Below are 20,049 nucleotides of genomic sequence, written 5' to 3'. Positions count from 1 at the left end.
GGGGGGGGGGGCGCGCCCGCCTCCCCCCGCGGCGCGCGCGCCGCGCGGGGGGCCCCCCCCCCCCCCCCCCCCCCCCCCCCCCCCCCCCCCCCCCCCCCCCCGCACCACCGACGGACCGCCCCAGGCCCCGCCAGGCCCCGCCCCGCCCCGCCCCCGCCGCCAAGCCCTAGCGCCGCACCCCCGGCCGCACCCGCGGCGCCGTCGCCTGCCCCGGCACCCGCACCGCCCCCGGCACCCCCGTCACCGAATCGCGCCGCACCCACAGCACCCCAGCCACAAGCACCACACCCGCCGCCACGAAGCCGTACCAGGGGGTGTGCCCGGACGGCGCCGTCTCGTACACGAGCGCGGCACAGAGCACCGCCAGGTACGTGCCGAGCCTGCCGTCCCACGCCACCGCCGCGACCACGCAGACCCCCCACAGCGCGTACCAGGGCTGCACCATCGGCGACAACGCCACCAGCGCGAGCAGCGAGAGCCCCAGTCCGAGGACCACGTCGAGGCGGCCCCGCCAGGCCCGCCAGCCCAGCCGGCCGATGACGGCGACGGCCGCCAGCAGGCCGAGCTTCTGCACGACCGCCTTCACCGGCTCCGGGTCGCCGCCGCCGAAGAGGACACCGAGGCCGAGGCCCACGTCGCTGGTCACGGAGAGCGCGGTGTGGATGGTGGCCGCCACGCTCTGGGTGCGCAGCCAGCCGAAGCCGGTGCCCGCGAGGAGGCTCGCGGCCGCCGCCACGGCGACCGCGACCACCCCGGGGAGCAGCCCCTTGGCGAGCCCTGCCGCGCCGCCGCCGCGCCGCCGGGCGACGAGGATGCCGACGAACAGCAGCCCCACCGCCGCCGGAGACTTGATCATCATCGCGACGCCGATCAGCGCCGCGCCGAGCACCCACCGGCCGCGCACCGCGAGCAGCACGCCCGCGAGCAGCAGGCCGATCATCAGGCCGTCGTTGTGGACGCCGCCGACGACGTGGATGAGCAGCAGCGGGTTGAGCGCGGCGAGCCACACCGCCCCGTCCTCGCGTCCCTCCGGAGCCAGTCCCCGTACGGCCCAGACGATCAGGGCGAGGGCGAGCAGCGCGACGAGCCGCATCCCGAGGACGCCGGGGACCACCGCGCCGCCGGTGAGTCTGACGATCAGCTGGGCGATGACGAGGAAGCCGGGGCCGTACGGGGCGGGGGTGTGGGTCCAGTGGCCGCCGACGCTCGCGGCGGCGTCGTGGCCGAGTTCGCCGGGGGCGAGGACGGCGGGCCCGGTGCCGTACACGTCGTGGCCTTCGAGGACCATCGCGCCCTGCGCGAGGTAGCTGTAGACGTCGGCGCTGTACAGCGGCGGCGCGAGCACCAGCGGTCCGGCCCACCAGGCGAGGGTGACCAGCGGCCGGGGCCGGGAGCCGGGCGCCCGCTCCGGGCCGCGCAGCCGCCGCCCGTACTGCCACCAGGCGAGCACGAGCAGGGTCAGTCCGGCGTACGCGAGCAGCGTCCCCGCCGTCGTGACGGCGGACCCGTGCCGCTGCCACAGCCCCGCCCCGCCGCGCAGCGGCAGGGTGCCGGCCGCCCAGCCGCCGACGGCGACGGCGAGCGAACCGGCCGCGCCGAGCCACCGGCATCCGGCGGTGCTGGCGACGGAGCTGAATTTCCACATGACGGACCAATTTATCGTGTCCGGCCGGACCCCCGGCCGGGCCGGACGGCGCCGCGGCCCGCGCGGACGGCGGCGGCGCACCGCACCGCACGGCACCGCACGTGTCCCAAAACACCACGCGTCCCGCCCCGGCCCGCCGTAAGCTCGCGTCATGCAGGTGATTCAGTCCACGAAGCTCGCCAACGTCTGTTACGAGATCCGGGGCCCGGTCCTCGAAGAGGCGATGCGGCTGGAGGCGGCGGGGCACCGCATCCTCAAGCTCAACACCGGCAACCCGGCCGCCTTCGGTTTCGAGTGCCCGCCGGCCATCCTCGAGGACGTGCTGCGCAACCTCTCCGAGGCGCACGGTTACGGGGACGCCAAGGGCCTGCTCTCGGCCCGGCGCGCGGTGATGAGCCACTACGAGACCAAGGGCATCCATCTGTCGGTCGAGGACATCTACCTCGGCAACGGGGTGTCCGAGCTGATCCAGATGTCGATGCAGGCGCTGCTCGACGACGGCGACGAGGTGCTGGTCCCGGCGCCGGACTATCCGCTGTGGACGGCCGCGGTCTCGCTCGCGGGCGGTACGGCCGTGCACTACCGCTGCGACGAGCAGGCGGACTGGATGCCGGACCTGGCCGACATCGAGCGGCGGATCACCGATCGGACCAAGGCGATCGTGATCATCAACCCGAACAACCCGACCGGCGCCGTCTACGACGACGAGATGCTGAAGGGCCTCACCGAGATCGCCCGGCGGCACGGCCTGGTGGTCTGCTCGGACGAGATCTACGACAAGATCCTCTACGACGGGGTCACCCACACCCCGACCGCCGCGATCGCGCCGGACCTCCTGGTGCTCACCTTCAACGGCATGAGCAAGAACTACCGGGTGGCCGGTTTCCGCTCCGGCTGGCTCGCGGTCTGCGGCCCGAAGGGGCACGCCACCTCGTACATCGAGGGCCTGACGATCCTGGCGAACATGCGGCTGTGCGCCAACATGCCCGCCCAGCACGCGGTGGCCGCGGCCCTGCAGGGCCGGCAGTCGATCGAGGACCTGGTGCTGCCCGGCGGGCGGCTCCTGGAGCAGCGGAACACGGCGTACGAGCTGCTGACCCAGATCCCCGGCGTGACCTGCGTCAAGCCGAAGGGCGCGCTGTATCTGTTCCCGCGGCTCGACCCGGCGGTCTACAAGATCAAGGACGACCAGCAGATGGTCCTGGACCTGCTGCGGGCCGAGAAGATCATGGTGGTGCACGGCACCGGCTTCAACTGGCACGAGCCGGACCACTTCCGGATCCTCACGCTGCCCGCGGCGCCCGACCTGGCGGACGCGGTGACCCGGATCGGCAACTTCCTGGACGGCTACAGCCAGTACTGACCGGGCGGACCACGTGACCCACCGGGCCTCCGGAGGGTCACGCTCACGCCAGGAAAGACCTTCTTCAGGCCATTTCCGGACGGTGCTCAATTTTAGATCGGTTCTAAGCTAGGATGCCTCCATAGCCATCAGGAGGCCATCCCCATGTACGAACCGATCCGCACCAAGTCGGTCCACCGGATGGCCGACGACGCCCCGGACGGCTACCCGCACCGCTCCCGCGAGGAGGAGCTGGACATCCAGCTCGCCGGACACCTCGCCGCGCTCCTCGCCGTCACCGACGAGCTCGGCGACACCGAGGGCGGCGAGCTCATCGCCCGCCAGGTGGCCAGGCTGCGCGGCGCGCCCCCGGCCCGGCACGCCGGGCTGACCGGCGCCGCCGCCGACACCCTGCACCGCAAGGCGCACGCCCTCGCGGGCCGCGCCCTGGTCGTCGCCGCCTCGCGCGCGGACACGGCCGCCGCGATCCTCGCCGCCGAGCGGATGGACGCCCACACCGCGGCGCTGACCGCCGCCGCCCCCGCGGCCGACCACCACCCGCTGGTCGCCGCCCCCTGACGGCCCCGGTCCGCGCGGCTACGATCCCGCGCGGACCGGGCGCCACCCACCCCCCTGCCCGCATCCGGCAGGGCTGGGCCAACTCCCGCGCCCCAGCAGCCGGATCAGGCCACTCCGGTTCTCATCCGGGATCGCCACTTCACCTCCCGTCCACTCAACTCCCCCTGGAATGTGGGATTCCGCGAGCAATCTGCACGCGTGAGACGGATTCTGGGAATCGTCCTCGCCGTCGTACTCCTCGGCGGTGTGGCCGCCGCCTTCGTACTGGGCGGCGACAAGGGCGAAAACGGCACGGCAACGAAGACCGTGCGAGGAGTGATCGGGTCGGAGAAGGCGGAGTTCTTCGCCGATCCCGAGGTCGTGAAGGCCCTGGCAGCCAAGGGCCTCACCGTGCGGACCGAGACCTCCGGGTCCTGGGACATGGAGGAACTGCCCCTCAAGGGCTATGACTTCGCGTTCCCGTCCGCCAAGGCGCCCGCCGACGAGATCAAGGCGAAGCTGAAGGTGACCGCGGCGACGCAGCGGCCCTTCTACTCGCCGCTGGTCGTCGTCGCGCACAGCGCCGCCGCCAAGGTGCTGAGCCAGAACGGCCTCGCCACCCTCGGCCCCGGCGGCCGCACCGGCGTCCTGAAGATGGAGCCCTACCTGGCCGCCGCCCGCGCCGACCGCACCTGGCAGCAGCTCAAGGGCTCCGCCGGGCACGCCGATCTGAGCGGCACCGTCTTCATCACCTCCACCGACCCCATCGCCTCCAACTCCGGCGCGCTCTACCTCGCCGCCGCGAGCTACGTCGCCGACGGCGGCCGGGTCGCCGGTGACAAGACGGCCGTGGACCGCACCGCGCCGCTGCTCCGCAAGCTGATCGCGGTCCAGGGCGCCCAGCAGTCCAGCTCCGACGCCCCGTTCCGGGACTTCATCAGCAACGTCGGCAACCCGCTGGTGCTGGTGTACGAGTCCCAGGTGGCGTCCCAGCTGATCGCCAAGCAGGACATGGGCGACCTGGTGGTGCTCTACCCGGACACCACGGTCAGCAGCGACCACACCGTCGTCCCGCTCACCGAAGCGGGCCGCACCCTCGGTGAGCTGCTTGCCAACGACCCGGAGCTGCGCAAGCTCGCGGTCCGCCACGGCTTCCGGCCGCAGGGCCCGGCGGGCGAGTTCACCGCCGCCGTCGCCGGTCAGACCGGCTATCTCAAGCAGACGCTCGACGGCATCCGCCAGGCGCCCGTGCCCACCTCCAAGGTGCTGCACGAGATGGCGCTGCGGGCCCGTGACCAGGGGGGAACACCATGACGACACCGCTCCAGCCGCCGACCGAGGCCCCGCTCGTGCTGACCCCGCCGGAGCCGGTCGCGCCGATCCGCGCCGAGCAGGCCGGCACCCTGGTGCCGATCGACGACTCGGTCCGTACCGAGATGAGCCGCCGGGCCACCGAGTACGTCGGCTCGCTCGCCGGACTCGACGCCCGCTCCCCGGAGTTCACCGGCCGGATCGGCGAGATCACCGGCCTCGGCGCCGGTGAGATGCGCACCGCCACCCAGCAGTCCAACCGGATGCTGGACCGCACGGTCCGCTCGCTCAGCTCCGGCGAGGGCGACGCGATCACCCGGGTCGGCGGCAACCTGGTCGAACTGCGCCGCACCATCGAGGACCTGGACCCGCGCGACACCCCCGGCAAGGGGATGCGCGCCCTGCTCTCCAAACTGCCCGGCGGCAACAAGCTGCGCGACCACATCGCCCGCTACGCCACCTCGCAGGACACCATCAACCGGATCCTCGACGGGCTGCGCGGCGGCCAGGACGAACTGCGCCGCGACAACGCCGCGTTGCAGACCGAGCGGGCCCGGCTGTGGGAGACCATGGGCAAGCTCCAGGAGTACGCGGTGCTCACCGAGGCCCTCGACGCGGCCGTCGAGGAGCGGATCTCCGGCACCGGCGACCCGACGCAGGCCGACGCGCTCCGCGCCGACGTGCTCTTCCCGGTCCGCCAGAAGCACCAGGACCTGCTGGTCCAGCTCGCCGTGTGCGCCCAGGGCTATCTGGCCATGGACGTGGTCCGGCGCAACAACGACGAGCTGATCAAGGGCGTCGACCGGGCCACCACCACGACCGTGACCGCGCTGCGGATCGCGGTGATGCTGGCCACCGCGCTCGACCACCAGAAGAAGGTCATCGAGCAGGTCAACGCGCTCCGCGACACCACGGGCAGGCTGATCGAGGGCAACGCGGCGGCGCTCGCGACCCAGTCCGGCGACATCCAGCGGCTGGCGGCCGAGCCCGCGGTCGGCCTGGAGACCATCCGTACCGCCTTCCAGCAGATCTACAAGACGCTCGACACCATCGACACCTACAAGGTGCGGGCCACCGAGTCGATGGCGCAGACCGTGGACGCGCTGACCAGCGAGCTCCAGACCGCCAGCGCCTACCTGGAGCGCACCCGGGACGACGAGACCGTCCGCGGCGGCGGCTCCGCGCCCGCCCGCGGCATCCTCGAAGGCGGCCGCGGATGAGCATCGCCCGCCCCGCCACCGGATTCCGCCGCCGCCGCGCGGTCGGCGTGCTCGCCGCCGCCCTGCTCGCCCTGACCACCGCCGCCTGCGACTCCTCGTCCGGCGACGACAACGGCGGCGGGGACACCGGTGCCGGCGGCCTGGAGTACCGCGCCGGCACCCTGCGGATCCTCGCCTCCTCCGAACTCTCCGACATGGCACCGGTCCTGGACGAGGCCCGCAAGGCCACCGGGGTCACCGTCCGCCCGACGTACGTGGGCACCCTCGACGCGGTCCAGCGGATCGCCTCGGGCGAGGCCGACAAGCAGTACGACGCGATCTGGCTGTCGTCCAACGACTATCTGCGGCTGCGCCCCGACGTGGCCCGCAAGATCACCGGCGAGACCCCGATCATGACCTCCCCGGTCGCGTTCGGGGTGCGGCCCGCCGTCGTCACCCGGCTCGGCTGGGACCCCGCGAAGGTCACCTGGGCGCAGATCCACCAGGCCGTCGCCGCCAAGCGGTTGACGTACGGCATGACGGACCCGCTGCGCTCCAACTCCGGTTTCTCGGCGCTCGTCTCGGTCGCCTCCGGCCTCTCCGGCGCGCAGGCCGCGCTCACCGACAAGGACGTGAAGGCGGCCACGCCCAAGCTGAAGGAGTTCTTCAACGGGCAGAAGCTGACCTCGGGTTCGTCCGGCTGGCTGGCCACCGCGTACAGCCGCCGCGGCGACATCGACGCGCTCGTGAACTACGAGTCGGTGCTCCTGTCGATGCCGGAGAAGCTGACCGTGATCCGCCCGGCCGACGGTGTGGTCACCGCGGACTATCCGCTGACCTCGCTGACCGCCGCCCGCACCGAGGCCAAGGACGCGGCCCGGCGACTCGCCACCTATCTGCGCACCCCGGCCGCCCAGAAGCTGATCACGGACCGGACGCTGCGCCGCCCGGTGGTCCCCGGCGTGCCGCTGGAACCCCGGCTCGGCGCCGACAAGCGGCGCGAACTGCCCTTCCCCGGCAGCCGTTCGGTGGCGGACGGCCTCCTCGACTCGTACGACAACACGCTGCGCCGCCCGTCCCGCACGGTGTACGTCCTGGACACCTCGGGCTCGATGGACGGCGACCGGCTCGACCGGCTGAAGAAGGCCCTGGTGGATCTCACCGCGGACTTCCGGGACCGCGAGGAGGTGACGCTGATGCCGTTCGGTTCGCGGGTGAAGACCGACGAGGTCACCACCCGTACCGTCGACCCGGCCAGCCCCAAGGCGGCGCTCGACGCGATCCGTTCCGACGCCGAGCGGCTGTCCGCCGACGGCGGCACCGCGATCTACTCCAGCCTGAAGGAGGCGTACGGCAAGCTGGGCACCGCGCCCGGCGACACCTTCACCTCGATCGTGCTGATGACCGACGGCGCCAACACCGACGGCGACGACGCCGGTTCCTTCGACAGCTTCCACAAGGACCAGCTGAACCCGACGCAGCAGAAGATCCCGGTGTTCCCGATCCTGTTCGGCGACTCCGACCGGGACGCGCTCGACCACATCGCCCAGCTCACCGGCGGGCGCCTGTTCGACGCCACCAAGGGTTCGCTCAACGGCGCCTTCGAGGAGATCCGTGGCTACCAGTAGGCCGGGCAACCCGGTCATGCGGTACGTCGAGTCCCGCAAGAACCTGATCGGCTGCGCCTGCGGCCTGGCCGGGCTCGGGGTCACCCTGACCGGCGCCGCCGGGGCGCTGTGGCCGGTGGTCGTCGTGGGTCTGTACGGCGCGGGCGCGCTGATCGCCCCGCCGGAGCGGATCCCGCTGCCGCCGCTGCCGGACGTCGACGACCAGATCGAGGAACTGCGCGCCGATCTGGACACGCTGCGCGGCTACCTCGCCCAGATCGAGCTGCCGCCCGCCGCGCACGGCCGGCTGACCGAGCTGGACACCCTGCTCGGCGCGCTGCTCGAACCGGGCTGGGTGACCGATCAGGAGCACGCCCGGGTGCTTGCCCGCGCGGTCCGCAAGGACGTGCCGGAGGCGGTCGACGCGTACGAACGCACCCGCTGGTGGAGCCGGGTGGTGCCGGGCAGCGAGCCGCCGGAGCGTCATCTGGAGCGCCAGCTCGGGGCGTTGCACGACGAGTGCGTGCGGATCGCGGACTCCCTGCGGGAGGCGGAGGCGCTGCGCCAGGAGACCCACACCCGCTATCTGGAGGACCGCGGCGGGCACTGACGCACGGCACCGGGGGCTCGGGCCGGGACATGGGCCGGCCCCCGGTGCCGTGAGGGGGCGCCGGGGGCCGGATGTTCGTGGCAGGCCGTCGTGACCCCACTGGTCAGGGCGGAAATCGGGGCAACCCGCCACGAGTCCAGGGGGCTGACTAGCCGAGGCGCTCCACCAGGGCGCGGTACTCGTCCCACAGCTCCTTCGGGGTGTGGCTGCCGAAGGTCTCCAGGTGCGCCGGGACCAGGGCGGCCTCCTCGCGCCAGACCTCACGGTCGACGCTGAGCAGGAAGTCCAGGTCCTCGTCGGCCAGGTCGAGCCCGTCGGTGTCGAGGGCCGCGCGGGTCGGCAGCACGCCGATCGGGGTCTCGACGCCCTCGGCCTTGCCGTCGAGGCGCTCGACGATCCACTTCAGGACGCGGCTGTTCTCGCCGAAGCCGGGCCACACGAACTGTCCGGCGTCGTTCTTCCGGAACCAGTTCACGTAGTAGATCTTCGGCAGCTTCGCCTGGTCCTTATCAGCACCGACCTTGACCCAGTGGGCCATGTAGTCGCCCATGTTGTACCCGCAGAACGGCAGCATGGCGAACGGGTCGCGGCGCAGCTCGCCGACCTTGCCCTCGGCGGCGGCGGTCTTCTCGGAGGCCACGTTGGCGCCGAGGAAGACGCCGTGGTTCCAGTCGAAGGACTCGGTGACCAGCGGTACGGCGGAGGCGCGGCGGCCGCCGAAGAGGATCGCGGAGATCGGGACGCCCTTGGGGTCCTCCCACTCGGGCGCGATCGTCGGGCACTGCGCGGCGGGCACGGTGAAGCGGGCGTTGGGGTGGGCGGCCGGGGTGCCGGACTCCGGCGTCCAGTCGTTGCCCTTCCAGTCGGTGAGGTGCGCGGGCGCCTCCTCGGTCATGCCCTCCCACCACACGTCGCCGTCGTCGGTGAGCGCGACGTTGGTGAAGACCGAGTTGCCCCAGAGGGTCTTCATGGCGTTGGCGTTGGTGTGCTCGCCGGTGCCGGGCGCGACGCCGAAGAAGCCGGCCTCCGGGTTGATGGCGTAGAGGCGGCCGTCGGCGCCGAAGCGCATCCAGGCGATGTCGTCGCCGATGGTCTCCACGGTCCAGCCGGGGACGGTCGGCTCCAGCATGGCCAGGTTGGTCTTGCCGCAGGCCGACGGGAAGGCGGCGGCGACGTACTTGGCCTCGCCGCGCGGCGGGGTGAGCTTGAGGATGAGCATGTGCTCGGCGAGCCAGCCCTCGTCGCGGGCCATCACGGAGGCGATGCGCAGCGCGTAGCACTTCTTGCCGAGCAGGGCGTTGCCGCCGTAGCCGGAGCCGTACGACCAGATCTCGCGGGTCTCCGGGAAGTGCGAGATGTACTTGGTGGAGTTGCAGGGCCACGGCACGTCGGCCTCGCCCTCGGCGAGCGGGGCGCCCAGGGTGTGCACGGCCTTGACGAAGAAGCCGTCGGTGCCGAGCTCGTCGAGGACGGCCTGTCCCATCCGGGTCATGGTGCGCATGGAGACGGCGACGTAGGCGGAGTCGGTGATCTCGACGCCGATCGCGGAGAGCGGGGAGCCCACGGGGCCCATGCAGAAGGGCACCACGTACATGGTGCGGCCCTTCATCGAGCCGCGGAAGATGCCCTGTTCACCGGCGAAGACGGCCTTCATCTCGGCCGGGGCCTTCCAGTGGTTCGTCGGGCCCGCGTCCTCCTCCTTCTCGGAGCAGATGAAGGTGCGGTCCTCGACGCGCGCGACGTCCGTCGGGTCGGAGGCGGCGTAGTACGAGTTCGGGCGCAGGGTGGGGTCGAGCTTCTTGAAGGTCCCCTTGGCCACGAGCTCCTCGCACAGGCGCTCGTACTCGGCCTCGGACCCGTCGCACCAGACGACCCGGTCGGGCTGGGTGATCTCGGCGATCGAGTCGACCCAGGAGACGAGCTCCTGGTGCTGGGTGGGGACGGTGGAGGGAGCCGCGTTGTCGCGCGCCACGATTGCTCCTTGAAGAGGGGTTTTTAGATGTCTGCCCCTTGGGGGCTGCGACCCGGACGCGTCGTAGGCGCTCATCCGGTGCCGACCGCACTCATTTGATCATCCGATGCTACCGCCCATATGTCCAGAGGGCCGCACACGTGAGCATCGCCACTCCTGGCCACCTCTCCGTCACCCACGCATATCCGAAACTTACGATCGCGTAGGTACCATGCGGAGTCATGACTGCAGCCTCACCGGACCTCACCGCCGCGGAGCAGCGCCCGGCGCTTCCGCTCCCGCTCAAGCCACGGCTCCGGGGCTGGCTGCACGCCGGAATGTTCCCCGCGGTGATCGTCGCGGGCCTCGCCCTGGTCGCCCTCGCGGACTCCCCGCGCGCCCGCATCGCCTGCGGGATCTACGTGCTCACCGCCTGCCTGCTGTTCGGCGTGAGCGCGCTCTACCACCGGGGCGAGTGGGGCCCGCGCGGCGAAGCCGTGCTGCGCCGCCTCGACCACGCCAACATCTTCCTGATCATCGCGGGCACCTACACCCCGCTCACCCTGCTGCTCCTGCCGGACTCCACCGGCCGCCCGCTCATGTGGGCGGTGTGGGCGGCGGCGCTCGCGGGCATCGCCTTCCGGGTGTTCTGGGTCGGCGCCCCGCGCTGGCTCTACACCCCCTGCTACATCGCGATGGGCTGGGCCGCCGTCTTCTTCCTGCCCGACTTCATGCGGGCCGGCGGCATCGCCGTCCTCGTCCTGGTGATCGTCGGCGGACTCCTCTACAGCGCGGGCGGCGTGATCTACGGCATCAAGCGCCCCAACCCGTCACCCCGCTGGTTCGGCTTCCACGAGGTCTTCCACTCGCTCACCCTCGCCGCCTTCACCGTGCACTACGTCGGCATCTCCCTGGTCGCCTACCAGCACTCCTGAGCGGCCCGCCGGGGCAGCCCCCGGACCCCCGCCTGACCAGGCACAATGACGGTCATGGCTGCCGCATCCCCCGATCCCGACCGCGAGCCCGACCGCGCCGGCGGCCTCGACCGCGCGAGCGCCCCGCGCCCCGGCCTGCGCGAGCGCAAGAAGCTGCGCACCCGGTCCGCGATCCGCCGCGCCACCTACCGGATCGTGGCCGAGCACGGCTGGGAGGCGGCCACCGTCGAGCAGATCGCCGCCGCCGCCGAGGTCTCCCCCTCCACCGTGGTCCGCTACTTCCCGGTCCGCGAGGACATCCTGCTCACCGACGACCAGGACGAGATCCTCGCCGCCCGGCTGCGCGCCCGCCCCGCCGACGAGGACCCGCTCGACTCGCTCCGCGCCGTGATCCTCGACGCCGTCACCTTCTGGCTCGACGCCGAACCCGAGGAGACCCGGCTGCGCGGCCGGCTCATGGTGGAGATCCCCGCCGTCCGCGCCCGGCTCACCGAGACCACCGCGCAGACCGGCCGGATGCTGTCCGCCTCCATCGCCGAACGCACCGGCCACGACCCCGAGGCCCTGGAGGTACGGGTCTTCACCGCCGCCGTGCTCGGCGCGCTCCGCGAGGCCGCCGTGCACTGGGCCGAGCGCGGCCAGGGCGACGACCTGGTCCCGCTGCTCGACCGGACCGTCGACCTCCTCAAGGCCGGTCTGACGCTGCGCTCCCCGCGCCCGGCGCACCCCCGCCGCCCCGGCCGAGCGCGCCCCTGACCACCTCGCCGGACAGCGGGTTCTCCGCGCACGCCCACACCCCGTGCGGGCAGTAGTCGGTGAACGTCTGGTACACCGGCCGGTGCCGGGCGAACCAGTCCAGCATCCCCCGTACGTACGCCGGGTTGTCGCCGTTGCGGAACAGCCCCCACTCCGGGAACGACACCGGCTTCCCGCGCGCCGCCGCGAACCGGGCGTGGAAGGCGAGCCCGTACGGCTCCGTCACCTGCTCCTCGAAGGACAGCCCGGCGGGCTGGTCGTACGCGTCGAGCCCGACGATGTCCACCACGTCGTCGCCCGGCCAGCAGCGCGGCCAGGCGATCGCGTCCAGGCCGCGGCTCGGCGTGAAGTCGAACCGGAACCGCTGCCCCGGCACCTCCCGCAGCACCGCCACCACCCGCCGCCAGTACGCCTTCCAGGCCGTCGGATCGGGCCCGCAGCGATGGCTGTACGTGGTGCCGTTCATCTCCCAGCCCAGCACCAGGACCGCGTCCGCGAGCCGGTGCGCCACCAGCCGCTCGCCGAGCGTCCGGAAGTGCCGGTCGAAGTCCCCCGCCGCCCCGCGCCGCAGCCCCGCCCGCACCCGGGCGTCGTCGAGGCCCTCCTCGTTGCGGTCCAGCAGCGGCACGTTGAGCACGAAGAGCCGCCCCGGCCGCTCCTCCCGCCAGCGCGCCCACGGCTCGAAGAGGTCCGCGTGCCCCTCGATGTTCGACCAGCGGTCGCCCGGCAGATAGGTGTGCCCGACGGTCAGCGGCTCCCCGCCGAGCCAGCGCTCCACCTCGGCGATCCGCCGCACCCCGGCCGCGTCGGACCCGGTGAAGAAACCGGACGGCACCCCGGGCGGCGGCACCGGTGCCGTCGGCGGCACGGCCTGCCCGTCGGCCGGGCGGCGGCCCGGCGCCAGCCGCTCGTACGGCAGCAGGAACACGAGAACGACCGCGAGCAGCACCAGAAGCGCCACTCGCGGCCAGGTCACAGGGAAGCGCACGTCAGCTGGTCCAGAACTCCCACCAGCGGGTCAGGATCAGCATCCCGATGATCCCGATGTGCAGCACCGGCAGGGCGAAGGTGAACTCCGTGACGAAGCCCTTCACCCCGGCGGGCAGCGGAAGCAGTCCGTGCCGCACCAGATGCGCGGTGGTGTACCAGAACATGGTGATCGTCGCGCACCAGGCCAGACAGCACCACAGGCACAGCGAGTTGATCTCGTACAGCGACTGCTGCATCAGCCAGGTGCAGAACCCGACACCGAACAGCATCCCGGCGTCGAGCCCCAGCCAGAACCAGCCCCGATAGCGGGCACCGGCCAGGATCCCGGCGCCCACGGCCATGACGACGGCGTACGTGATGAGGCCGAGCATCGGGTTCGGGAAGCCGAACACCGCCGCCTGCTCGCTCTTCATGATGTTGCCGCAGGAGACCACCGGGTTCAGGCTGCACCCGGGCTGGAAACCCGGGTCCTCGGCCAGCTTGATCTTGTCGATGGTGATGACCCACCCGGCCAGCACCCCGGCCGCGCCCGTCACCAGGAGCATCCAGGCGAAGGCCCGGCTCGCGCCGATCCCCGCCCCGCCCGGCCGCCCGCTCTCCTGCCGCCGCTGCTCCGGCAGCGTCCCGCCCCGTACGTTCACCGTCGTCATGGGACCGCCCCCTGTCCGCTCAGCCCTGGATCCGGCTCACCGGAACGGCGATGTGGGCCGCGTTCTTCACGATGTCCTCGTCCGTGATGAACGCCCGCAACCGGTCCTCGGGGACCGGCACGCCCGGCGCCGCGTCCGGCCACGGCGTCACCGGGACCATCAGGATCACGTGGCCGGTCTCGTACGCCGCCGCCTGCCACTCGGCGGGCACCGGGCACTGCGCGTTCATGAACGGCAGCGTGAGGACGGCCCGCTCCGCCTCGACGAGCAGGTGGGCGCCGATACCCCGGTCCTTGCCCGCGTCGACGACGTCACCACCGATCGGCGCGCCCATGTCCTTCAGGGTCTGCCGCAGCTCCGCCTCGACGGCCTCGGGGCCGTGCAGCCCGTCGCCGACCGAATACACCATCAGAAAGGGGGTGGCCGGCATCTCGTCGGTGGGGCCGAGAAGCCACGAGATGACGGTGAGCGTTCCCATCGTGTGCGCGCTGTGCACCGGGGAGACGACATTGGAAGTGGTCATGGAAACGGATGCTAGGGGACGAACACCCGGCCCCCCGCGCCGAATTCACTCATTCGGCCGACATTCCACCCGGAGGCACGCCAGGCGCAACGAAGCGGGGTTTTCATCGTTGTGCCCAGAGGGCTCCCCCCACCTTCGGCGGGGGTACCGCCACAGACCCCAGGAGATCGCCATGATCGTCCCGCGCCGCGTGGCCTTGCGGTCCCTTTTCACGCTCGCCGTCACCGCCTTCACCGGCGGGGCGCTCGCCCGGGTCGGCGCCCGGCCGGAGGCCCCCGCGACCCCGCCGCTCTTCGACGAGATGTACGGGGGCCGCCGCATCCGGGGCCTCGCCGGGCCCGGCGGTGAGCCGCTGGTCCTCGTCGACGGCCGGCCGCTGCATCTGATGCGCTGCGCCGACGGCGGCTGGGTGAGCCCGATCGACCACTACGAGTCCTGTCCGACGCCCCTGGCGGCCACCCGCGCGGCCGTGGACGGGCTCGGCCCCGCCCCGCTGAGCCGGTTCGCCGCCGCCCACGGCGTCCACGAGGGAGGGAGCCCGCGTGGTGTACACGCGTAAGAACCAGCGCGACCTGTCCAGCGCCGAGCGGAAGCGGTTCGTCGCGGCCGTGCTCGAACTCAAGCGCACCGGGAAGTACGACGAGTTCGTCCGCACCCACATCGACCACTACGTCGCCGACGGCGAGGGCAAGCTGCGGGTGGCCCACATGTGCCCCAGCTTCCTGCCCTGGCACCGCCGTTTCCTGCTCGACTTCGAGCGGGCGCTGCGGCTGGTCGACCCGGCCGTGACCGTGCCCTACTGGGACTGGACCCGGGACAACACCCCGGCCGCCGCGCTGTGGAGCGAGGACTTCATGGGCGGCAACGGGCGGCGCGGCGACCTCCAGGTCACCACCGGGCCGTTCGCGTACGCCGGCGGCCGCTGGACCGTGCGCTACGGGATGACCGAACAGACCTTCCTCAGCCGGGACTTCGGCCGTCCGGGCGACCCGCTCGGCCTGCCGACCGCCGCCGACGTGGACGGCGCCCTCGGGGAGCGTACGTACGACTCGGCGCCGTGGAACTCCACCAGCCGCACCGGCTTCCGCAACCGGCTCGAAGGCTGGGCGCAGGGCCAGGGCAACGCCCGCTTCCAGCTGCACAACCGGGTGCACCGCTGGGTGGGCGGGCTGATGCTGGGCGGCGGCTCGGTCAACGATCCGGTGTTCTGGCTGCACCACGCCTTCGTCGACCTGCTGTGGTCGCGCTGGCAGGCCCGCAACCCGGGCGCGGGCTATCTGCCCAAGGACCCGCCGTCGCTGGGCGATCCGCAGTACCGGAAGGTGGCCGCGCTGAACGAGAAGCTGGCCCCGTTCGACGCCACCCCGGCCCAGCTCCTCGACCACAGCGGGATCTACCGCTACGCGTGAGCGGTCGCGGACAGCGGCGTCCCCCCGGTCCGGGACACGGACCGGGGGGACGCCGAGGGTACCGCGAGGGGTGCGGGGCGATCAGCCGCCGTAGCCGCCGTCCTCGTGGTGGCCGTCCACGTTCATGCACGTGTTGCCGAAGGTCGGGTTCAGCAGGCCGATGACGCTGACGCTGTTGCCGCAGGCGTTGACCGGGACGTGGACCGGGACCTGGACGACGTTGCCGGAGCCGACACCGGGCGAGTGGGCGGCGACGGCCTCGGCGCCCGAGTCGGCGACGGCCAGGCCGGCCCCGCTGAGGGCAACGGCACCGGTGCCGGCGATGACGGCGGCAGCCTTCGCGATGCGAGACATCAAGAACTCCTTGAACGGGGAAAGCGACCGCGAGAACCGCGGTCACATGTGTTCTTCAACGGCGAAAGCACGCACGGGACACGGGCATTGCGCCGAATGGCGGGGAAATACGGAAACCGAGGAGATGGCCCGCGGCTCCACCGCCCGCACCGTCGCCGGATGCGACGGAACGAGAACCGGGAGACGCGGGCCGCGGCCATGCGACAAGCCTTTATCCGTAACGAGCGAAGATCCCTCGGGTGGCGGGCAGAATCGTGTCTTCACCCGCCGGACCGACGCACAGGCGAACGGCTTTCGCACAAAAGGCCGGACCGGAATTCGGTCAGGGGGCCAGGCCGAGCTGCGGGGCGAGGTCGCCGGTGAGCGCGGGGGTGAGCAGACCTGCGTCGGGGTGCTTGAGCTCCGGCAGCCCGAGCCCCTTCCCCGTGGGGCTGAGGACCGGGTTGCCGACGGTGGCACCGGGGGTGAGGGCCCGCATGTCCGAACGGGGGCTGGTGAGCTCGGCGGTACCGGGCTCGCTGTCCCGCAGGACCTCGGGCAGCGGGGCCGCGATGTCCGTCTCGGAGAGGGTGCTGGCGAGCGGGATCTGGGGCAGCGTGAGGTCCGGCAGGGTGCCGACGCCCTCGTGGAACCCGGTGGGCGCGCCCGGGATCGGCGTGGGGACACCGGTCTCCAGGGTGGGGGCGTCCATCGGGAGCACCTGGTCGAGACCCTGCAGCGGGACGACCACGGGGGCGTCCGCGGCTGCGGGGGAGGCGAAGGCCGCCGAGGCGATGGCGGCGGCGAGGACGCCCAGGCCGGCGTGAGAGCGCAGATTCATGTCCTGCAAACGAGTTGTGGCCCCGATACGTGACGGGATTCGCCTGAGTGCAGCAACACGAGGCCCCCACCGGTGAGGGTGGGGGCCGGTGTTGACGGCAGGTCAGGGGCCCTGCGGAGGTCCCTCAGTCACGCGGGCGGACCAGGCGGCCGCCGCGCAGGTAGAGGACCGTGCCGCCGATGACGAGGGTGGCGCTGATGGCCGCGGCGCCCATGAGGGCGGCGGTGTCACTGCCGGTGTCCGGCAGGTGCGGGTGGCCGGGCGGGGTCGGCTCGCCGGGCTCGTCGGGGTTGGTGGGCGGGGTGCTCGGTCCGCCGGGGGTGCAGTCGGGGCCGGTCTCGCCCTCGTCGCACTCACCGGGCTCGTCCGGGTTGGTGGGCGGGGTGCTGGGGTTGCCGGGCGGGGTGCTCACCGGCGGGGTGTGCGGCGGGGTGCTGGGGGTGCAGTCGGGGCCGGTCTCGCCCTCGTCGCACTCACCGGGCTCGTCCGGGTTGGTCGGCGGGGTGCTCGGGCCGCCGGGCTCCTCGCAGCCGGGTCCGGTCTCGCCTTCCTCGCACTCGCCGGGCTCGTCGGGGTTGGTGGGCGGGGTGCTGGGTCCGCCGGGCTCGCACCACGGACCGGTCTCGCCCTCCTCGCACTCCCCCGGCTCGTCCGGGTTGGTGGGCGGGGTGCTGGGGTTGCCGGGCGGGGTGCTCACCGGCGGGGTGTGCGGCGGGGTGCTCGGGCCGCAGTCGGGACCCTCGTGCCCCTCCTCGCACTCGCCCGGCTCGTCCGGGTTGGTGGGCGGGGGCGTGCTGCCGGGCGGCGGGGTGCTCGGGTGGCCGGGCGGGGTGTCGTCGCCGTAGCCGTCGGGCTCGTCGTCGCCGTCACCGCCGTGCTGGGCGGACTGCACCGCCTGGTGGCAGATGTCGGCGACCGCGGCGGCCATGTCCCCGAGGCCCGCGTGGTCACCGCAGACGTTCGCGGGCAGCGGCATCCGGGCGTGGTGACCGGACGCGGGGCCCGGTGCGTCCCCCGCCGCGGCCACCGAGTTCACGGCCAGGGCGAAGCCGCCGGTGAGCGACAGGAGGCCGGTCGCCGCGGCGGTGGTGAGGATCTTCCTGCTGATGATGGATCGCATTCCGCTCTTCCTCTGGGACAGGGAGAAGAACCGGCGGGATCCCCCCGCGTCCGTCCGGCCCATGGTCCACGCCGTCCAGTGCGTGGGGCTGGCGCGAGCGTAGGAAGGAATTCCGTCCCCGGACCCGAGGCAACGCGGCACACAATCCGAAAATCATTCAATCGGACCTCGAAGAAGGGCAAAGGTGCGGCCCTGGCAGAGGAAATCACCAGGGCCGGTCACCGCAGCACGATCTGAACGATCGTCAGCCGCCCAGCGGGAGGCCGCCGAGCAGGTTGCCCCCGGCCTTGCCGGCCTGGTTCAGGCTCCCCGCGGTCTCCGTCACGGTCTTCACCGGGGAACCCTCGGTGGTGCTGTTGAGGGCGTCCGTCGTCAGGCCGCTGTCGGTGAGCGAGCCGAGACCACCGTCGAGGCTGGTGGGCGCCATCGACTCCGCGGCCATCGCGGGGGCGGCGATACCCAGGGCCATCACAGAACCGGCGATGACCGCGGCAACCTTGGTGGGCTTCATGAAGAGGATCCTTCCATCAATGGGACAAGTCGCTTGCCGTACAGGCTTCTTGACTGATTCCCGTACGCCGTTACGCCTTCTGTAACGAGAGGTGCGCCGACCGGAAACTCCACGGACGACGATTTCTCGACACTGCACCCGAAGGAATGGAAGCGGTGCTATTTGCCGATGAAAGCGGGCCGTGCCCGCCCAGGAGTTCCTGGACGGGCACGGCCCGGAGCGGGTCCGGTCAGCGGACCGGCAGCGACGGCGGCTTCACCGGCAGCGCGTCCGTCGAGACGGGCGGCGTCGCCGGGAGGGCGTCCGTGGAGACCGGCGGCGTGGCGGGAAGGGCGTCGGTGGAGACCGGCGGCGTGGCGGGAAGGGCGTCGGTGGAGACCGGCGGCGTCGCGGGAAGGGCGTCGGTGGACACTGGCGGCTTTACCGGCAGCGCGTCCGTCGAGACCGGGGGCGTGGCCGGGAGCGTGTCCAGGCCCGGCAGGGCGGGCAGCCCGGCCAGGTCGGGCGCCGGGAGTCCGGCGCCGAGCACGGTCGCCACGGCGAGGTTGACCACGGAGGTCAGGGTCGCGGTGACCTGCGGGAGCACAGCGGCCGCGTCACCCGAGGTGACCGCCGCGAGCAGCGAGGCGACCGCCTTCTCGATCGAGGCGAGCGCGTCCCCGACCACATCGGCGGGCACCGCCGCCCTGGCGCCGGCCGCCACCGGCAGCGTGACCGGCGTGGCGGGCACGGCCGGGACGGCCGGGGTCTCGGCGGCGGGCGGGGCGACCACCGGGGTCTCGGCCGCCGGCGGGGTGACCGGCGTCGCGGGGGTGCCGGTGCCGGCCGAGGTGTCCGGCACGGCCGGGGTCTCGGGGAGCGGGACCGGGGCCGGGGCCGTCCCCTTCGCCGCGTCGACGGCGGTCTTGATCTTCGCCCTGAGCGCCTCGGCGTCGGCGGCGGGCAGCTGCCCGTCGTCGGCCTTCAGTGCGGCGGTGACCAGCTCGGCGACCGGGGTGCTCACGGAGCCGAGTTCGCCCACGGCCTCGGCCTGCTTCAGCAGGGCGGCGGAGTCGGGCAGCGGGGCTCGGGTGCCGGCCTGGGCGGCCGGGCGGGACGGGCGGTGTTCGTCGGCGAAGGCGGGGCCCGCCGTACCGAGGGTGACGGCGGCGGATATCGCCAGGGCGGTGAGACGGCGTGAAGCCTGGGGACGCATATGTGTTCCTTTTCCTTATGCGTCGGACAACTGCTCCGCCACCGTGCCTGCGCTTATAGCGCTCCGCAACCGCAGAACTACTGAGCGCCACGTCTCCGTTCGAGTGAATCCGGGTGCCTGACCTGCTCCTCTTCCGGGCGTACGCCGTTGCACCCGACGGCGCATGGGGGTGCGCCCGAACGAGTCAGTCAGCAGTCAGCTCGGTCATCAGCGAGCGGACACGGCGAAGGCCGACGCGCCGCCCCGGGGAGGGGACGACGCGCCGGCCTCGGAAGGACCACGATCCGGCGTGCGAGATCAGGCGTTGACGCAGGTGTTGCCGAAGGACGGGTTCAGCGCGCCGATCACGTTGACGGTGTTGCCGCAGACGTTGACCGGAACGTGGATCGGGGCCTGGACGACGTTGCCCGAGAGGACACCGGGGGAGTGCACAGCGGCGCCCTCGGCACCGGCGTCGGCGGCGGCGATGCCGGTGGCACCGGCGACGGCGGCAGCGGCACCCACGGACAGAACGACAGCCTTGGCGATACGGGACATGGGGAACGACTCCTCGGTCGGAATTC

Annotated in this window: 21 protein-coding genes; 10 read left to right on the top strand and 11 right to left on the bottom strand. The window is 72.6% G+C overall.

Going from position 1 to position 20,049, the window contains the following annotated elements; translation table 11 throughout:
• Positions 1-166: 166 nt before the first annotated feature.
• Positions 167-1,645, bottom strand: coding sequence for a polyprenol phosphomannose-dependent alpha 1,6 mannosyltransferase MptB (gene mptB, locus ACIPXM_RS04245; RefSeq protein WP_401651726.1), 1,479 nt, complete (start codon positions 1,643-1,645; stop codon positions 167-169).
• A 151-nt stretch (positions 1,646-1,796) separates the two neighbouring features.
• Between mptB and ACIPXM_RS04240 the strand changes: the two genes are divergently transcribed.
• The 6 genes from ACIPXM_RS04240 to ACIPXM_RS04215 all read left to right on the top strand — a co-directional run bounded on the left by ACIPXM_RS04240 (position 1,797) and on the right by ACIPXM_RS04215 (position 8,272).
• A complete protein-coding gene (locus ACIPXM_RS04240; RefSeq protein ID WP_401651724.1) occupies positions 1,797-3,008 on the top strand; it encodes a pyridoxal phosphate-dependent aminotransferase in 1,212 nt (403 codons plus the stop codon).
• Between the two features lie 144 nt (positions 3,009-3,152).
• Positions 3,153-3,566: a hypothetical protein gene (locus ACIPXM_RS04235; RefSeq protein WP_401651722.1), complete on the top strand. Its 414-nt coding sequence runs from the start codon at positions 3,153-3,155 to the stop codon at positions 3,564-3,566.
• A gap of 171 nt (positions 3,567-3,737) precedes the next feature.
• Positions 3,738-4,859, top strand: coding sequence for a hypothetical protein (locus ACIPXM_RS04230; RefSeq protein ID WP_401651720.1), 1,122 nt, complete (start codon positions 3,738-3,740; stop codon positions 4,857-4,859).
• Positions 4,856-6,076 carry a toxic anion resistance protein gene (locus ACIPXM_RS04225; protein WP_401651718.1) on the top strand — a complete coding sequence of 407 codons (1,221 nt, stop codon included), beginning with the start codon at positions 4,856-4,858 and terminating at the stop codon, positions 6,074-6,076. Before ACIPXM_RS04230 ends, ACIPXM_RS04225 begins: the two co-directional genes overlap by 4 nt.
• Positions 6,073-7,683 (top strand): substrate-binding domain-containing protein, encoded by a 1,611-nt coding sequence (locus ACIPXM_RS04220; RefSeq protein ID WP_401651716.1) that lies wholly within the window; start codon positions 6,073-6,075, stop codon positions 7,681-7,683. The genes ACIPXM_RS04225 and ACIPXM_RS04220 overlap by 4 nt, the downstream gene beginning before the upstream one ends.
• Positions 7,670-8,272 (top strand): hypothetical protein, encoded by a 603-nt coding sequence (locus tag ACIPXM_RS04215; RefSeq protein WP_401651714.1) that lies wholly within the window; start codon positions 7,670-7,672, stop codon positions 8,270-8,272. The genes ACIPXM_RS04220 and ACIPXM_RS04215 overlap by 14 nt, the downstream gene beginning before the upstream one ends.
• Positions 8,273-8,420: 148 nt before the next feature.
• Here ACIPXM_RS04215 and ACIPXM_RS04210 read toward each other — a convergent pair whose 3' ends face one another.
• On the bottom strand, positions 8,421-10,244 hold the full coding sequence (locus tag ACIPXM_RS04210; protein WP_401651712.1) for a phosphoenolpyruvate carboxykinase (GTP): 1,824 nt from the start codon (positions 10,242-10,244) through the stop codon (positions 8,421-8,423).
• 221 nt (positions 10,245-10,465) lie between these two features.
• On the opposite strand from ACIPXM_RS04210, the gene ACIPXM_RS04205 reads away from it, so the two are divergent.
• Together ACIPXM_RS04205 and ACIPXM_RS04200 are read left to right on the top strand one after the other, a co-directional pair.
• Positions 10,466-11,158 (top strand): hemolysin III family protein, encoded by a 693-nt coding sequence (locus ACIPXM_RS04205; protein ID WP_401651711.1) that lies wholly within the window; start codon positions 10,466-10,468, stop codon positions 11,156-11,158.
• Positions 11,159-11,212: 54 nt separating this feature from the next.
• Positions 11,213-11,914 carry a TetR family transcriptional regulator gene (locus ACIPXM_RS04200; RefSeq protein ID WP_401651709.1) on the top strand — a complete coding sequence of 234 codons (702 nt, stop codon included), beginning with the start codon at positions 11,213-11,215 and terminating at the stop codon, positions 11,912-11,914.
• Here ACIPXM_RS04200 and ACIPXM_RS04195 read toward each other — a convergent pair.
• Genes ACIPXM_RS04195 through ACIPXM_RS04185 form a run of 3 tightly spaced genes read right to left on the bottom strand, consistent with a single transcriptional unit; the run spans position 11,844 to position 14,077 of the window.
• Entirely contained in the window at positions 11,844-12,902 is a 1,059-nt protein-coding gene (locus ACIPXM_RS04195) for a glycoside hydrolase family 26 protein (RefSeq protein ID WP_401651708.1), read from the bottom strand. The genes ACIPXM_RS04200 and ACIPXM_RS04195 overlap by 71 nt on opposite strands.
• A gap of 1 nt (position 12,903) precedes the next feature.
• Positions 12,904-13,554, bottom strand: a complete 651-nt coding sequence (locus ACIPXM_RS04190; RefSeq protein ID WP_401651706.1) for a vitamin K epoxide reductase family protein — start codon at positions 13,552-13,554, stop codon at positions 12,904-12,906.
• A gap of 19 nt (positions 13,555-13,573) precedes the next feature.
• The gene (locus tag ACIPXM_RS04185; RefSeq protein WP_401651704.1) at positions 13,574-14,077 is read right to left on the bottom strand and encodes a DUF5949 family protein; all 504 of its coding nucleotides are present in this window, start codon (positions 14,075-14,077) and stop codon (positions 13,574-13,576) included.
• A 172-nt stretch (positions 14,078-14,249) separates the two neighbouring features.
• Between ACIPXM_RS04185 and ACIPXM_RS04180 the strand changes: the two genes are divergently transcribed.
• Positions 14,250-14,636, top strand: coding sequence for a tyrosinase family oxidase copper chaperone (locus tag ACIPXM_RS04180; RefSeq protein WP_401651702.1), 387 nt, complete (start codon positions 14,250-14,252; stop codon positions 14,634-14,636).
• Positions 14,620-15,486 carry a tyrosinase family protein gene (locus tag ACIPXM_RS04175; protein ID WP_401651700.1) on the top strand — a complete coding sequence of 289 codons (867 nt, stop codon included), beginning with the start codon at positions 14,620-14,622 and terminating at the stop codon, positions 15,484-15,486. Before ACIPXM_RS04180 ends, ACIPXM_RS04175 begins: the two co-directional genes overlap by 17 nt.
• 81 nt (positions 15,487-15,567) lie before the next feature.
• On the opposite strand, the gene ACIPXM_RS04170 is transcribed toward ACIPXM_RS04175, so the two are convergent.
• The 6 genes from ACIPXM_RS04170 to ACIPXM_RS04145 all read right to left on the bottom strand — a co-directional run bounded on the left by ACIPXM_RS04170 (position 15,568) and on the right by ACIPXM_RS04145 (position 20,023).
• The gene (locus tag ACIPXM_RS04170) at positions 15,568-15,840 is read right to left on the bottom strand and encodes a chaplin (RefSeq protein ID WP_401651699.1); all 273 of its coding nucleotides are present in this window, start codon (positions 15,838-15,840) and stop codon (positions 15,568-15,570) included.
• 322 nt (positions 15,841-16,162) lie between these two features.
• Positions 16,163-16,660, bottom strand: coding sequence for a hypothetical protein (locus ACIPXM_RS04165; RefSeq protein ID WP_401651697.1), 498 nt, complete (start codon positions 16,658-16,660; stop codon positions 16,163-16,165).
• 124 nt (positions 16,661-16,784) lie between these two features.
• On the bottom strand, positions 16,785-17,780 hold the full coding sequence (locus tag ACIPXM_RS04160) for a hypothetical protein (protein ID WP_401651695.1): 996 nt from the start codon (positions 17,778-17,780) through the stop codon (positions 16,785-16,787).
• A 244-nt stretch (positions 17,781-18,024) separates the two neighbouring features.
• The gene (locus ACIPXM_RS04155; protein ID WP_401651693.1) at positions 18,025-18,291 is read right to left on the bottom strand and encodes a hypothetical protein; all 267 of its coding nucleotides are present in this window, start codon (positions 18,289-18,291) and stop codon (positions 18,025-18,027) included.
• Between the two features lie 229 nt (positions 18,292-18,520).
• Positions 18,521-19,486, bottom strand: coding sequence for a hypothetical protein (locus ACIPXM_RS04150; RefSeq protein WP_401651691.1), 966 nt, complete (start codon positions 19,484-19,486; stop codon positions 18,521-18,523).
• 297 nt (positions 19,487-19,783) lie between these two features.
• Complete coding sequence (locus ACIPXM_RS04145) at positions 19,784-20,023, bottom strand: chaplin (protein WP_401651689.1); 240 nt, start codon at positions 20,021-20,023, stop codon at positions 19,784-19,786.
• Positions 20,024-20,049: the final 26 nt, after the last annotated feature.

Source organism: Streptomyces sp. NPDC090025, assembly GCF_044748125.1.
Taxonomy (GTDB): domain Bacteria; phylum Actinomycetota; class Actinomycetes; order Streptomycetales; family Streptomycetaceae; genus Streptomyces.
The sequence above is the reverse complement of the archived record's forward strand: the minus strand, read 5'-3'. Positions and strand labels throughout refer to the sequence as shown.